Source organism: Geobacillus sp. DSP4a, from assembly GCF_013096875.1.
GTDB classification, from domain to species: Bacteria; Bacillota; Bacilli; order Bacillales; family Anoxybacillaceae; genus Geobacillus; species Geobacillus thermophilus.
The window spans coordinates 41,741-54,780 of the sequence record NZ_SDLD01000001.1 but is presented as its reverse complement, the minus strand read 5'-3'; the positions used below and the strand labels follow the sequence as shown (position 1 = coordinate 54,780).

The following is a 13,040-nucleotide window of genomic DNA, read 5'->3' as shown; positions in this document are numbered from 1 at the left end:
ACAAGCTGCTCGTCTATTATATCACAAAACATAGAAAATCAGCATATTTTCGTCTCTTCACCACAACATGTACTTGACAAGCCATGCGGTTTGCTGCAGAACGATAGGCCAAAATCGCTCATTTGGCAATTTTTCCTCACAGGCGCCAATAAGGGATGTTTCAAAAAAATCAAGTATAACGTTTGGTGAAGAGCCGTATTTTCCGGTACACTAGAAAAAGACGCCTCATTTTCCGAGAAAGGAGTCAAGCGGATGAAACGCATCGAACCTGTGCCGCTGCTACTCGCCATCCTCGCTGTCGCCGCCGTCATGGCGATCGGCGTTTTCATCGCTGAGCAAAGCGCAACCGGCATCGCCGTCTCGACGCTCACGTTTATCGCCATCATGGGCGCCGGGTTCGTTCGCAAAAAGCGGATGCGCGAATAAAAAAACGGGACTGATCCGAAAACGCACTCGCATTTTGGATCAGCCCCTTTTCTTGCCGCAGCCTCCTTCTCGTCAGCCCCGAAGGTAGCGCTGCAAAATTTCCTCATGCACGCCCGGCTTGGCGGCAAGCACAGAGCTGCGGTTGAGCAGATCGATCGGCTTTCCGTCGAGGTTCGTCATGATTCCGCCCGCCTCTTCAATTAAAATCATCCCGCCGGCAAAATCCCACGGCGACAGGCGCGGCGAAATGTAGGCGTCCAAGCGGCCGGCTGCGACATAGGCGAGCTCGAGCGCCGCCGACCCGTACGAACGCGTGCCGCGCGCATCTTTGGCCAGCCTCACGAGTGGACGATGGTCGAGACGTTTATTTTCCATGAGCCATGTGCCATTAATGGCGATGATCGATTCCGCCACCGGTGCCGGCTGCAAGCGGCCGAGCGGCTCGCCGTTCAAAAACAGCCCCTTCCCTTTTTGCGCGGTATACAGCTCGTCAAAGACAACGTCATACACATAGCCAAGCTGGCCGACGCCATCTTCGAAAATGCCGACCGACACGGCAAAGTGGCGCCGCTGATGGACAAAGTTCATCGTTCCGTCAATCGGGTCAATGACCCATACAACGCCGTCCAATGCGGCCAGCTCATCGCCGAACCCTTCTTCGCCCAACAGGCGATGGCCGGGAAATTGGCGGCGGATGTGCTCGGCGAAAAACTGCTCAATGCCGCGGTCGACGTTCGTCACCAAGTCGTTGCGGTTTTCCTTCGTTTCCACAGTCAGCGGCTCCGCAAACGAGGCGCGGATGCGCTGTCCCGCTTCTGCAATCCATTGCCGGGCATACTGGTCGATCTCTTCCCATTTTCCTGCCATGTCTATTCCTCCCGCTTTCATTATGTACGCAGCAGCCGGAAAGGGGTGGGCACCGCTCATGAAAAAAACGAACCGCAAAGATGGTTCGCCTTAAAAATGGTCATACTTGAAGGCGCATCAGTTCTTGGCGCAGCTTTTCAAGCCGCCGTTTGCATTCTCTTTTCTTTTCTTCATCGTTTTCCATCATGGCTTCATACAGCGTCGCCAATTCATAATCAAGTTCGAGCCGCAACACCGCCATGCGTTTGTCTCCGTCTGGCCGTTTCAGCGAATTGGCGGTTTTTTTCATCTTCGTCCGCACCCCTTTCTCGATCATCCGCTAAACTTCCGGCGCCCCTCACGGAATGTGCTGCTTCGTTTTGTTTTATATTATATTATGTGGAAAAAGGGGTGTATGCAACTAATTTGTGCGTTTACCTACCGCGTTTCGCCCGCTTGGCCCGATGTGAATCCAGTCACCGTTTTTTGCCTCTTTCATCTGCTTGATGACCGCGTACGATGAATAGCCGCTTTCCTTTTCAAACTCGGCGTACAACCGGTTTTCCTCACTTTTGGACGGGACGATCTCTTTGAAACGGCGGTATATCTCCATTAATTCTTCGCGTTTCATCCCCCGCTCATACGCCGTTTCGACCGCCGTAAAAAATTTAATGACATCAATGATTTCTTGCGTCGACCAATCATACGAAAACGGGTACGAATAGCCCATTGTTTCACCTCCGCCGTTAGTTTGCCCAACGGCGCCGAATTTGTTCCGCCTCGCCGATCATGCGGGCAAACAGTTCAGCGACCGACGGAATGTCGTGAATGAGCCCAATCGCCTGTCCGGCCCAAGCGAACCCTTCATCCACCTTCCCTTCGTAAATAAAGCGCCGATTCGCCTCTCCGCTAATGTATTCTTTCAAATCGTCATACGTGCCGCCTTGGCGCTCAATTTCCAATATTTTTTCTGTCCACTTGTTGGCAATTGCCCGCCCCGGCGCTCCGAGCGACCGTTTGATGACCACTGTGTCATGCTCACTGGCGTTCACGATCATGTCTTTGTATATCGGATGGGCGTGAACGCATTCTTTCGTGGCGATAAACCGCGTGCCCATTTCAATTCCTTCCGCTCCAAGCGCCAGCGCCGCCATAAGCCCGCGCCCGTCGGCGATCCCGCCCGAAGCGATGACCGGAATCGATACGGAATCAACGACTTTCGGGATGAGGACGAACGTGCCGGTGTCATATTTGCCAAGGTGGCCGCCCCCTTCCTGCCCGACGACCATCACCGCATCGGCGCCAAGCTCTTCCGCTTTGACCGCTTGGCGAACAGCTGCGACAAGCACTAATGTTTTGACGTTCGTTCCTTTCAGCAGTTCAAAAAACGGCGCCGGATTGCCGCCTGTGACCGAGACGACCGGCACGCCCTCATCAAGCGCCGCCTCAAGCATATGAGCGAACGGGCGGCCGTGCTGGCCGATGGCAAAATTAACTCCAAACGGCCGGTCCGTCTTTTCTTTCACTTTGCGGATTTCCTCGCGCAAGCGCTCCGGGCTTTCAAGCGACATCGCCGTAATTTGGCCGAGCCCGCCGGCGTTGGAGACGGCGGCGGCCAAGTCGGCGTACGCCAAGTAGGCAAGCCCCCCTTGAATGATTGGATATGTAATACCGAGCAACTCGGTCACTCTCGTGTTCCATTCCATCGGTCCATTCCCCCTTTTGATGTTATCCTTCTTTTACTTCTTGTTTTGATCGCCATTCTCCTTTTTTGGTGCAACATTCTTTTCTTCTTTGCAAACAAACAAATAAATGCTATAATGCATTTGTTTTATTTTTAAGGTAAAGAGGTGTGGGGAACCATTGTCACAACTCGAAACACCATTGTTTACCGGACTGTTGGAGCATATGAAAAAAAATCCGGTTCAATTTCACATCCCCGGCCATAAAAAAGGGGCCGGCATGGATCCGGAGTTTCGCGCCTTCATTGGAGAAAACGCCTTGGCGATCGATTTAATCAACATCAGTCCGCTCGACGATTTGCATCATCCGAAAGGGATGATCAAACGTGCACAGGAGCTCGCCGCCGAAGCGTTCGGCGCCGATTACACGTTTTTCTCGGTGCAAGGGACGAGCGGGGCGATCATGACGATGGTCATGTCGGTCGCCGGACCGGGCGATAAAATTATTGTGCCGCGCAACGTCCATAAATCGGTCATGTCTGCAATCGTCTTTTCTGGGGCGACGCCGATTTTCATCCATCCAGAAATTGACAAGGAGCTCGGTATTTCCCACGGCATTACGCCACAGGCAGTGGAAAAAGCGCTCCACCAACACCCGGATGCCAAAGGGGTGCTCGTCATCAACCCGACGTATTTTGGCATTGCCGGTGATTTGAAAAAAATCGTCGAGATCGCCCACTCGTACAACGTTCCGGTGCTTGTCGACGAAGCGCACGGCGTGCACATTCATTTTCATGAGGACTTGCCGCTCTCCGCGATGCAAGCCGGGGCCGATATGGCGGCGACAAGCGTCCATAAGCTCGGCGGATCGCTGACGCAAAGCTCGATTTTAAATGTGCGCGAAGGGCTCGTCTCCGCGAAGCACGTGCAAGCGATCTTAAGCATGTTGACGACGACGTCGACGTCGTATTTGTTGCTCGCTTCGCTCGATGTCGCCCGCAAACAGCTGGCGACGAAAGGGCGGGAGCTCATTGACAAGGCGATCCGCCTCGCGGAATGGACACGGCGGCAAATCAACGAAATTCCATATTTGTACTGCGTCGGTGAAGAAATTTTAGGCACGGAAGCGACGTACGACTACGATCCAACGAAGCTGATCATCTCCGTCAAGGAGCTCGGCTTGACCGGCCATGATGTCGAACAATGGCTCCGCGAAACGTATAACATCGAAGTGGAGCTTTCGGATTTGTATAACATTTTGTGCATCATCACGCCAGGCGACAGCGAGCGGGAAGCCGGGCTGCTCGTTTCGGCCCTCCGCCGCCTGTCGGACGAGTTCAGCCATCAGGCGGAAAAAGGAGTCAAACCGAAAGTGCTGCTTCCGGATATCCCGGCCTTAGCCTTGACGCCGCGCGACGCCTTTTATGCAGAAACAGAAGTCGTGCCATTTCACGAGTCAGCCGGACGGATCATCGCGGAATTTGTGATGGTGTATCCGCCGGGCATCCCGATTTTTATTCCCGGTGAAATCATTACGGAGGAAAATTTGAAGTATATCGAGACAAACTTGGCCGCCGGCCTGCCGGTGCAAGGCCCTGAGGACGATACGCTGCAGACGTTGCGCGTCATCAAAGAATATAAGCCGATTCGTTGAATGCACAAGCCGGTTTTCCCGGCTTGTTTTTTTAGGCCAAAATCAACGGCGCGCATGTGCTTTGCCCCACATGCGCGCCTATCCGTTCCTTCCCCCGTTTGTTTGCCCGCCTTATTCTTTTTCTCCGTCCTCGCGGTCATGACCGCAGCAATCGCATTTCCCGTAAAGCGTTGTCACTTTTTCATCTTCAAAATACGCAATTGTCACTTCACACGTTTGGCATACGATCGTGCCCATCCCCAAAACCCCTTTATGATGATAAATGTTGTTGTTGGTTTTATAATAATATATCATATTTGGATTGTCAATCCCAATTTGTATGTCACATTTCGGATTATGACACCAAACTTTTTCACCGCAGTCCGGAAAAACATGGTACAATGAAGACGAGAGAGACAAAAAGATGGCGAAAGGAGAGAAGGGCGTTGAATGCAAGCCTAAAGCTGCTGGGGGAAAATCGATCAGCATCGAGGAAATCAAACAGTTGCTCGAACGTTACCGAGCCGCGCTGCGCAAAACGGGGGAGCAGCTTGGATGGGCGTACGAGCAGGCAGCCTTTTCATACACGGTGCATGAACGCGACCACGTTCTTTATTTGCAAGGCGACGGCCGCTTATACAAAGGGATGGCCATTGCCGTGCGGACAGCCGGAGAAGAAACATGGATTGAGCTGGCATTGGCGCCGGGAGCAACGCACGGGGACAAAGGAAAAGCAAACGAATTCAGCAAATGGATGGCCAAAACGCTTGGCGGCGAACTGCGTTTATTCAGCGGCCGGACGATGTCGTTCGGCCGCGCGTAAACAGCGGCATGGGACCGCTGTTTTTTGTTCGCCGAACCGCGCCGCTTCCGCACCCAAGGGGTAGATCATGGAATAGATTGCCATATGAAATGCTGGCCGGTAAAATACACCGCCGCCGTGGCAGCTGTTGTAAGGAGCGCTTTGCGCGTCGCCAAGCCGAGCTGGCGCGCCAGTAAAAACGCTATGTACATGAAGACGCACAACATCAAGCCGCGGAAAAACGGCCGATCCCGCCCCGACAGCCACTCGATCAAGGAAAAACTGCTCCAAATCATCATTTGCAGCAAAAAGGCGACATACGCTTTCATCATTTCCATCTCCCGCTTTTCTTTACCATAACGATATGAAACGAAAGCGGAAAATAGTATGAAAAACAGGACAAGAAATGCGCCATTCCCGCATGATAAGAAAAACGACCGGGCCAAGCCCGGTCGTTTCACAGTTACTTCGTAATGATATGAATCGGTGTGCCAAGCGCCACTTCCGCCGCTTCCATGGCGATTTCGCCAAGCGTCGGATGGGCATGGATCGTCAAAGCGATGTCTTCCGCCGTCATGCCGGCTTCAATGGCGAGCCCAAGCTCGGCGATCATGTCAGAAGCATTTGGACCGATGATTTGCGCACCAATGACGACGCCGTCCTCTTTGCGGACAACGAGCTTCAAGAAGCCGTCCGTATCGTTCAGCGCCAAGGCGCGGCCGTTGGCAGCAAACGGGAATTTCGCGGCAATGACATCAATGCCCTCGTCTTTCGCCTGCTGCTCAAAATAGCCGACCGACGCGCATTCCGGATCGGAGAAGACAACGGCTGGAATGGCCACGTAATCGACTGCCGACGGATGGCCGGCGATGGCTTCCGCAGCCACTTTTCCTTCATACGACGCTTTATGGGCGAGCGCCGGACCTGGAACGATGTCGCCGATCGCAAAAATGTTCGGCACGCTCGTGCGGCATTGATGATCGACTTCGATCAAGCCGCGGTCTGTCATTTTCACGCCGAGCTGCTCGAGCCCAAGCTCGTCCGTATTCGGCCGGCGGCCGACGGTGACGAGCACATAGTCGGCGTCAATCGTTTTCGTTTCGCCATTCGCCTCATACGTGACCGTGACGCCGTCTTCGCGTTCTTCGGCCCCTTTCGCCAATGCGTTCGTCACGACTTCAACGCCTTTTTTCTTCAGGCGCTTCTTGATGATGGCAGCCATTTGCTTCTCAAAACCGGACAAAATTTCGCCGGCTCCTTCTAAAATGGTCACTTTCGTCCCAAAGTTGGCGTAAGCCGTACCGAGTTCGATGCCAATATAGCCGCCGCCGATGACCACGAGCGATTTCGGCACTTCCCCAAGGTTGAGAGCTCCCGTCGAGTCAAGAATGCGGTTGGAAAACTTGAAGTTCGGCAGCTCAATCGGGCGCGAGCCGGTGGCGATAATCGCGTTTTTGAACGTATACGTCTGCGCGCTGTCGCCGTTGACGACACGCACCGTATTGGCGTCGACAAAATACGCTTCCCCTTTGACGATCTCTACTTTGTTTCCTTTTAACAGCCCTTCGACGCCGCCCGTTAATTTTTTCACGACGCTTGCTTTCCATTCTTGCACTTTGGCAAAATCGACGGTGACGTTCTCCGCCTTAATGCCCATTTCTTCGGAATGCTTCGCCTGCTCATAGCGGTGGCTTGCGGAGATCAGCGCCTTTGACGGGATGCAGCCAACATTTAAGCAGACGCCGCCTAAATTGCCCTTTTCCACAATCGTCACTTTTTGTCCGAGCTGCGCGGCGCGGATGGCGGCGACATACCCGCCAGGACCGGCGCCGACGACAAGCGTTTCCGTTTCAATTGCAAAATCGCCAACTACCATCGTTTTACGCCTCCATTAATAATAATTCTGGATCGCTTAACAGCTGTTTGATATGGTTGAGCGCTTTTTGCGCCGTCGCTCCGTCGATCATCCGGTGGTCAAAGCTGAGCGAGAGCGCCAGCACCGGTGCGGCGACAATTTCCCCGTCGCGGACGATCGGTTTTTCGGCAATGCGGCCGATGCCAAGAATCGCCACTTCCGGATGGTTGATAACCGGCGTAAACCATTGCCCGCCGGCCGAACCGATGTTTGTAATCGTGCACGAAGCGCCTTTCATTTCTCCCGGCGTCAGTTTGCCGTCGCGCGCTTTCTCGGCGAGCTCATTGATTTCTTGCGCCAAGGCGAAAATCGGCTTGCGATCGGCATGTTTAATGACCGGTACAAGCAAGCCGCGGTCCGTATCAGCGGCGATGCCGATATTGTAATAATGCTTCTGGATGATTTCTTCCGTCTCATCATCAATGGACGTATTCAACACTGGGTATTCACGCAGCGCGGAAACGAGCGCTTTGACGACGTACGGCAAAAACGTTAGCTTGATGCCTTTTTCTGCGGCAATGGCCTTGAATTTTTTCCGGTGAGCAACAAGCTTCGTCACATCGGCTTCGTCCATCAGCGTCACGTGCGGGGCCGTATGTTTCGAATGCACCATGGCCTTGGCGATCGCCCGACGGATGCCGCTCATTTTCTCGCGCGTTTCCGGGAATTCGCCTTCTGGCGCCGCCGGTTTCGCTGCCGCCGGCGCCGCTTTTTCCTCCGCTGCGGCCGGTGCCGGTTTTGCGCCGCCGGCAAGGAAAGCGTCAATATCTTCTTTCAGGACGCGGCCGTTTTTGCCCGTTCCTTGGACAAGCCGAATATCGACGCCTTTTTCGCGCGCATACTTGCGCACGGACGGCATGGCGATGACGCGGCGGTTCGGGTCAGCCTCCGCTTCAGCTGCCGGTGCATTGGGAGCGACAGCGTCAACCTTTTCCTCTTTCGACACCGTTTCCGTTTTTTCCTCTTTTTTCGCTTCTTCTTGCTCTTGTCCTTTAAACGTCATGTTTTCATAACCCGGCGCATCGAGCGTGATGAGCGTTTGCCCGACCGTTGCCACTGTTCCCTCCGGGACGAGGATTTCAAGCACTTTCCCTTTGACCGGGGAGGGAATTTCGACAACCGCCTTGTCATTTTGCACTTCGCACAATACATCGTCTTCGTTCACTTCATCGCCCGGTTTCACAAACCATTTGACAATTTCACCTTCGTGGATGCCTTCGCCAATGTCCGGCAGCTTAAATTCAAAAGCCACTGTCTGTCTACCTCCTATCGTTTGCCGAAAATGGGCGGGGGAAGGCGTTCCGCTCCCCCGAATTTGTCCGCTGTTAGAAGTTCATCACTTTTTTCGCCGTTTCGATTACATCTTTAAAGTTCGGCAGCCATACCGATTCCGCCTGAGCAAACGGATAGACCGTGTCCGGAGCGGCTACGCGCAACACCGGCGCCTCAAGGCTTAAGATGGCGCGTTCGTTAATCTCCGCCACGACGTTAGCGGCGATGCCAGCCTGCCGTTGCGCTTCTTGAACGACAATGGCGCGGCCCGTTTTTTCGACCGAACCGATGATCGTTTCAATATCGAGCGGCTGCACGGTGCGCAAGTCGACGACTTCGGCAGAAATGCCTTCCTTCTCTAATTCTGCCGCCGCTTTTAACGATTCATGCACCATGGCGCCGTACGCGATGATCGTGATGTCTTTTCCTTCCCGCTTAATGTCCGCCTTGCCGATCGGAATCGTGTATTCCCCTTCCGGCACTTCCTGACGGAACGAACGGTACAGCTTCAAATGTTCAAGGAAAATGACCGGGTCGTTGTCGCGAATCGCCGAGATGAGCAGCCCTTTCGCATCATACGGCGTCGACGGAATGACAACCTTCAAGCCTGGCTGTTGGGCGACAAGCCCTTCCAAGCTGTCTGAGTGCAACTCCGGCGTATGGACGCCGCCGCCAAACGGAGAACGGATCGTAATCGGCATATGGTAGCGTCCGCCCGTACGATAGCGGATGCGCGCCATTTGCCCGCAAATCGAATCCATCGCTTCATACACGAAGCCGAAAAACTGGATTTCCGGCACCGGGCGAAACCCTTGCAGCGCCAAACCGATCGCCAAGCCGCCGATTCCTGATTCGGCGAGCGGCGTGTCAAAAACGCGATCTTCGCCAAATTCGGCCTGCAGCCCTTCCGTCGCCCGGAATACGCCGCCGTTGACCCCAACGTCTTCCCCGAAAATGAGCACGTTCGGATCATTTTTCAACTCGATGCGCAGCGCATCGGTGATCGCCTGAACCATTGTCATTTGCGCCATGGCTTACTTCGACTCCTTCTCTTTGTAAATTTCATACTGCTCCTTCAAATTGAACGGCAGTTCTTCAAACATGATGCTGATCAAGTCGGTTACTTTTTGCTTCGGCGTTTCGTCCGCTTTCTTGATCGCTTCTTTAATCTCTTCTTTTGCCTGTTCAATAACGTTGTTTTCTTCTTCTTCGCTCCACAAGCCTTTCGCCTCTAAAAACTTGCGGAAACGCACGAGTGGGTCTTTCTTCGCCCATTCGTTTTCCAACTCTTTCGAACGATAGCGCGTTGGATCGTCACCGGACATCGTATGCGGGCCATAGCGGAAGCAGAGCGTTTCAATGAGCGTCGGCCCTTCGCCGTTAATGGCGCGCTCGCGAGCAGCTTTGACCGCTGCGTAGACCGCAAGCGGGTCCATGCCGTCAACTTGAATGCCCGGAATGCCGGCGGCGACTGCTTTTTGCGCCAATGTTTTGGCAACGGTTTGCTTTTCGACCGGCGTCGAGATGGCAAAGCGGTTGTTTTGCACGACAAAGATGGCCGGCGCCTTAAACGCCCCCGCAAAGTTGATCCCTTCGTAGAAATCGCCTTGCGACGTGCCGCCGTCGCCCGTATATGTAATCGCCACTGCTTTTTTGCCCCGCATTTTCAAGCCGAGCGCCACACCAGCTGCTTGGATGTATTGGGCGCCGATAATGATTTGCGGCGGCAGGACGTTTACGCCTTCTGGAATTTGGTTGCCATGGAAATGGCCGCGCGAGAACAAAAACGCCTGATACAGCGGAAGCCCATGCCAAATGATTTGCGGAACGTCGCGGTATCCCGGCAAAATAAAATCTTCTTTTTCCAATGCAAAATGGCTGGCAATTTGGCTCGCTTCCTGCCCGGCGGTCGGCGCATAAAACCCGAGTCTCCCTTGGCGGTTCAACGAAATGGAGCGCTGGTCAAGAATGCGCGTATACACCATGCGGCGCATCAGCTCTTTCAGCTGCTCATCGCTCAGCTCCGGCATCGCCTCTTCATTGACGACTTCTCCTTCCTCATTCAAAATTTGAAATGTCGGGAACTGCTCGGCCACTTTCTCGAGCTGCTCCGCAAATGGGAATTGGAAGGTCTTTACACCCATCTTGTTCACCTCTGCCTTTCATCAAGAAATTTGGAAATCAGGCTGTCTTCATCCATATACTATTAATGTACCCAAAAGAAAGAAGAAATAAAAAGCAGCCGCCGCTTGGCGCAACGGAAACCGAAAACGGCGCCGACATCTGTATTACTATTTTTTATATCCTCATTAACACAGCGTCTGTTCGCAAGTTTTAGTTTACACTTTATTTTTCACGCCGTCAACGACTTTGATTTTCCGTTGCTTTCCCTTTTGTCTTCTGGTTGTATTTGGAATCAGGAACATTCCTGAAAACATCTGTTATATTACATCGAAACAACACTGTATTAATTCTGTATTATATTTTTCGGGAAATGCAAAACGCAATGTCCGTTCACGTTATTGACAGCGCTTTCTTAAGTTTCTTTTCCGATTATTCCTTATACGCCGATAATATCTCCAGACGGCCGCATTTTCATTTACGGCGCACAGGCATTTTTGTTAGACTAACACTGTAGACCGCGATGCGAGAGACAGGAGTGAAAAGGCGAATGATCACCATGAAAGATATCATTAAAGAAGGGCATCCGACGCTGCGGAAAGTGGCTGAGCCCGTTCCGCTGCCGCCTTCAGAGGAAGACAAACGCATTTTGCAAAGCTTGCTTGACTATGTGAAAATGAGCCAAGATCCGGAACTGGCGGCCAAATACGGCCTGCGGCCCGGCATCGGCCTCGCCGCTCCGCAAATCAACGTCTCCAAACGGATGATTGCCGTCCATGTCACTGATGAAAACGGAACGCTGTACAGCTATGCCTTGTTCAATCCGAAAATCGTCAGCCACTCTGTGCAGCAATGTTATTTGACGACGGGGGAAGGCTGCCTGTCGGTCGACCGTGATGTGCCCGGATACGTACCGCGCTATGCCCGCATCACGGTCACCGGCACGACGCTCGACGGCGAGGAAGTCACCTTGCGCCTCAAAGGATTGCCAGCCATCGTCTTCCAGCATGAAATCGACCATTTAAACGGCATTATGTTTTATGACCGCATCAATCCGGACGACCCGTTCCAAGTACCAGACGGGGCGATCCCGATCGGGCGCTGAACCGTGGCCGGCCATGCCAAACAGCCGCCCCGCCGAATGAGCGGCGGGGCGGCTGTTTATGGAATCAATTGCAATTGTTTCAATCCGTACCATATGCCTTCTTCACTGACCGGTTTCGTTACAAAATCGGCGACCCGTTTCACTTCCTCATGGGCATTTCCCATCGCCACGCCGGTTCCGACGAACGACAACATTTCAATGTCGTTCAGCCCATCGCCGAACGCATACACATCGCCTTTGTCAATCCCGAGCTTCTCAATCATCAGGCGGATCCCCTCCGCTTTCGATCCCCCTGCCGGCAGCACATCGGTCGACACATCGTGCCAGCGGACAAAACGGAATTCTGGATAATTGCGCACGTACGGTTCTTCTTCTGCGGCGCGGCAAAACAGCAGCGCTTGGTAAATGTCATTGTTTTCGTAATAAAGGGGATCGACAGGCGGGTGGGAAAACTTCAAGCTTCCCATGCTGACATGAATGTGCGGATGGTCGCCGACGCTCGCCCTCATTTCCTCCGCGTCCATAAAGACGAGCGGATGACCGTTGCGGTGGGCGTCCTCAGCCAACGTCCGCACTTTCTCGCGGCGGAGCGGACGCTTATGCAGGACAGTTCCTTCAAAAACGACGTATTGCCCGTTGAAGCTGACGAACGAGTCGATCCCAAGCTGGCGGCGTACATCCGCAAACATAAACGGCGCCCGGCCGGTGGCGATGGCGACATAGACGCCGGCCTGTTTTAGCTGACGGACCGCCTCAACGGTTGATGGCGGCAGCTGTTTTTGTTCATCAAGCAGCGTGCCGTCAATGTCGAAAAACACGATTTTTCTGCCCACGTTCTCTTCTCCTTGCCGAAAATGTATTCACTGTTTACCGTACTGAAAAACAATTGGAATGTCAACCGAAAGACACGGCTCGTTCCATTTTTACCCATGAAAAACAAGCCTCCACCTACATAACATATATAATAGAAACATTTACTTTCGTCGCAAATTGAGTACAATAAAAAGTAAGGAGTGATGAAAAATGTTGAAAAAGCTGAAAAAAAAGCTGCTTCAACAGTGGAAAGATTTGCTCCGGAAAAAATTGATCGCCTAACTGTTCCAACAACAGCCCTTCGGACGGAAGGGCTTCTTTCCCACTTTGGCGAATGAAACGGCCAAAATCCGTCAAAGATGATACGTACCGTCGGCACACCTCCCGCCTGTTTTTTGCTTTTGAACGACAAAAAACATGAAAAC

16 protein-coding genes are annotated in these 13,040 nt (G+C 53.1%); 5 read left to right on the top strand and 11 right to left on the bottom strand.

Going from position 1 to position 13,040, the window contains the following annotated elements:
* The first annotated feature begins 252 nt into the window (after window positions 1-252).
* The gene (locus ETC02_RS00280) at window positions 253-426 is read left to right on the top strand and encodes a DUF5325 family protein (protein WP_158236218.1); all 174 of its coding nucleotides are present in this window, start codon (window positions 253-255) and stop codon (window positions 424-426) included.
* Between the two features lie 72 nt (window positions 427-498).
* Here the strand turns inward: ETC02_RS00280 and ETC02_RS00275 are convergent, their stop codons facing one another.
* The 4 genes from ETC02_RS00275 to ETC02_RS00260 form a co-directional block, all read right to left on the bottom strand.
* Window positions 499-1,293, bottom strand: a complete 795-nt coding sequence (locus ETC02_RS00275) for an inositol monophosphatase family protein (protein WP_044741483.1) — start codon at window positions 1,291-1,293, stop codon at window positions 499-501.
* A 100-nt stretch (window positions 1,294-1,393) separates the two neighbouring features.
* Window positions 1,394-1,609 (bottom strand): hypothetical protein, encoded by a 216-nt coding sequence (locus tag ETC02_RS00270; RefSeq protein ID WP_171697956.1) that lies wholly within the window; start codon window positions 1,607-1,609, stop codon window positions 1,394-1,396.
* 84 nt (window positions 1,610-1,693) lie between these two features.
* The gene (locus ETC02_RS00265; RefSeq protein WP_047818080.1) at window positions 1,694-2,002 is read right to left on the bottom strand and encodes a UPF0223 family protein; all 309 of its coding nucleotides are present in this window, start codon (window positions 2,000-2,002) and stop codon (window positions 1,694-1,696) included.
* Between the two features lie 16 nt (window positions 2,003-2,018).
* Entirely contained in the window at window positions 2,019-2,978 is a 960-nt protein-coding gene (locus ETC02_RS00260; RefSeq protein ID WP_033008497.1) for an NAD(P)H-dependent flavin oxidoreductase, read from the bottom strand.
* 157 nt (window positions 2,979-3,135) lie between these two features.
* Between ETC02_RS00260 and ETC02_RS00255 the strand changes: the two genes are divergently transcribed.
* Window positions 3,136-4,608 carry an aminotransferase class I/II-fold pyridoxal phosphate-dependent enzyme gene (locus ETC02_RS00255; RefSeq protein WP_050368466.1) on the top strand — a complete coding sequence of 491 codons (1,473 nt, stop codon included), beginning with the start codon at window positions 3,136-3,138 and terminating at the stop codon, window positions 4,606-4,608.
* 111 nt (window positions 4,609-4,719) lie between these two features.
* On the opposite strand, the gene ETC02_RS00250 is transcribed toward ETC02_RS00255, so the two are convergent.
* Window positions 4,720-4,845 carry a GapA-binding peptide SR1P gene (locus tag ETC02_RS00250; protein ID WP_050368465.1) on the bottom strand — a complete coding sequence of 42 codons (126 nt, stop codon included), beginning with the start codon at window positions 4,843-4,845 and terminating at the stop codon, window positions 4,720-4,722.
* Between the two features lie 166 nt (window positions 4,846-5,011).
* Here ETC02_RS00250 and ETC02_RS00245 point away from each other — a divergent pair, with 166 nt between their 5' ends.
* On the top strand, window positions 5,012-5,410 hold the full coding sequence (locus ETC02_RS00245; protein ID WP_063211134.1) for a DUF1885 family protein: 399 nt from the start codon (window positions 5,012-5,014) through the stop codon (window positions 5,408-5,410).
* Between the two features lie 65 nt (window positions 5,411-5,475).
* Here the strand turns inward: ETC02_RS00245 and ETC02_RS00240 are convergent, their stop codons facing one another.
* The 5 genes from ETC02_RS00240 to pdhA all read right to left on the bottom strand — a co-directional run bounded on the left by ETC02_RS00240 (window position 5,476) and on the right by pdhA (window position 10,720).
* Complete coding sequence (locus ETC02_RS00240) at window positions 5,476-5,718, bottom strand: hypothetical protein (RefSeq protein ID WP_033016256.1); 243 nt, start codon at window positions 5,716-5,718, stop codon at window positions 5,476-5,478.
* Between the two features lie 134 nt (window positions 5,719-5,852).
* Window positions 5,853-7,265, bottom strand: coding sequence for a dihydrolipoyl dehydrogenase (gene lpdA / locus ETC02_RS00235; protein ID WP_050368463.1), 1,413 nt, complete (start codon window positions 7,263-7,265; stop codon window positions 5,853-5,855).
* Between the two features lie 4 nt (window positions 7,266-7,269).
* Window positions 7,270-8,556, bottom strand: a complete 1,287-nt coding sequence (locus ETC02_RS00230; RefSeq protein WP_063211132.1) for a dihydrolipoamide acetyltransferase family protein — start codon at window positions 8,554-8,556, stop codon at window positions 7,270-7,272.
* A 73-nt stretch (window positions 8,557-8,629) separates the two neighbouring features.
* Complete coding sequence (gene pdhB, locus ETC02_RS00225; protein WP_033008487.1) at window positions 8,630-9,607, bottom strand: pyruvate dehydrogenase complex E1 component subunit beta; 978 nt, start codon at window positions 9,605-9,607, stop codon at window positions 8,630-8,632.
* Window positions 9,608-9,610: 3 nt separating this feature from the next.
* Window positions 9,611-10,720 carry a pyruvate dehydrogenase (acetyl-transferring) E1 component subunit alpha gene (gene pdhA, locus ETC02_RS00220; RefSeq protein WP_033016215.1) on the bottom strand — a complete coding sequence of 370 codons (1,110 nt, stop codon included), beginning with the start codon at window positions 10,718-10,720 and terminating at the stop codon, window positions 9,611-9,613.
* 527 nt (window positions 10,721-11,247) lie between these two features.
* Between pdhA and def the strand changes: the two genes are divergently transcribed.
* Window positions 11,248-11,802: a peptide deformylase gene (gene def / locus ETC02_RS00215; RefSeq protein ID WP_033008484.1), complete on the top strand. Its 555-nt coding sequence runs from the start codon at window positions 11,248-11,250 to the stop codon at window positions 11,800-11,802.
* 56 nt (window positions 11,803-11,858) lie between these two features.
* Here def and ETC02_RS00210 read toward each other — a convergent pair whose 3' ends face one another.
* Window positions 11,859-12,635 carry a Cof-type HAD-IIB family hydrolase gene (locus ETC02_RS00210; RefSeq protein ID WP_063330702.1) on the bottom strand — a complete coding sequence of 259 codons (777 nt, stop codon included), beginning with the start codon at window positions 12,633-12,635 and terminating at the stop codon, window positions 11,859-11,861.
* A gap of 183 nt (window positions 12,636-12,818) precedes the next feature.
* Between ETC02_RS00210 and ETC02_RS18025 the strand changes: the two genes are divergently transcribed.
* Window positions 12,819-12,953 (top strand): hypothetical protein, encoded by a 135-nt coding sequence (locus tag ETC02_RS18025; protein ID WP_255350129.1) that lies wholly within the window; start codon window positions 12,819-12,821, stop codon window positions 12,951-12,953.
* Window positions 12,954-13,040 lie beyond the last annotated feature (87 nt).

Bases quoted from the DNA above. Each gene is read 5' to 3' on its own strand.
- ETC02_RS00280 (WP_158236218.1), top strand. From the start codon at position 253: ATGAAACGCATCGAACCTGTGCCGCTGCTACTCGCCATCCTCGCTGTC.
- ETC02_RS00275 (WP_044741483.1), bottom strand. From the start codon at position 1,293: ATGGCAGGAAAATGGGAAGAGATCGACCAGTATGCCCGGCAATGGATT.
- ETC02_RS00270 (WP_171697956.1), bottom strand. From the start codon at position 1,609: ATGATCGAGAAAGGGGTGCGGACGAAGATGAAAAAAACCGCCAATTCG.
- ETC02_RS00265 (WP_047818080.1), bottom strand. From the start codon at position 2,002: ATGGGCTATTCGTACCCGTTTTCGTATGATTGGTCGACGCAAGAAATC.
- ETC02_RS00260 (WP_033008497.1), bottom strand. From the start codon at position 2,978: ATGGAATGGAACACGAGAGTGACCGAGTTGCTCGGTATTACATATCCA.
- ETC02_RS00250 (WP_050368465.1), bottom strand. From the start codon at position 4,845: ATGGGCACGATCGTATGCCAAACGTGTGAAGTGACAATTGCGTATTTT.
- ETC02_RS00245 (WP_063211134.1), top strand. From the start codon at position 5,012: ATGGCGAAAGGAGAGAAGGGCGTTGAATGCAAGCCTAAAGCTGCTGGG.
- ETC02_RS00240 (WP_033016256.1), bottom strand. From the start codon at position 5,718: ATGAAAGCGTATGTCGCCTTTTTGCTGCAAATGATGATTTGGAGCAGT.
- lpdA (WP_050368463.1), bottom strand. From the start codon at position 7,265: ATGGTAGTTGGCGATTTTGCAATTGAAACGGAAACGCTTGTCGTCGGC.
- pdhB (WP_033008487.1), bottom strand. From the start codon at position 9,607: ATGGCGCAAATGACAATGGTTCAGGCGATCACCGATGCGCTGCGCATC.
- pdhA (WP_033016215.1), bottom strand. From the start codon at position 10,720: ATGGGTGTAAAGACCTTCCAATTCCCATTTGCGGAGCAGCTCGAGAAA.
- def (WP_033008484.1), top strand. From the start codon at position 11,248: ATGATCACCATGAAAGATATCATTAAAGAAGGGCATCCGACGCTGCGG.
- ETC02_RS18025 (WP_255350129.1), top strand. From the start codon at position 12,819: ATGAAAAATGTTGAAAAAGCTGAAAAAAAAGCTGCTTCAACAGTGGAA.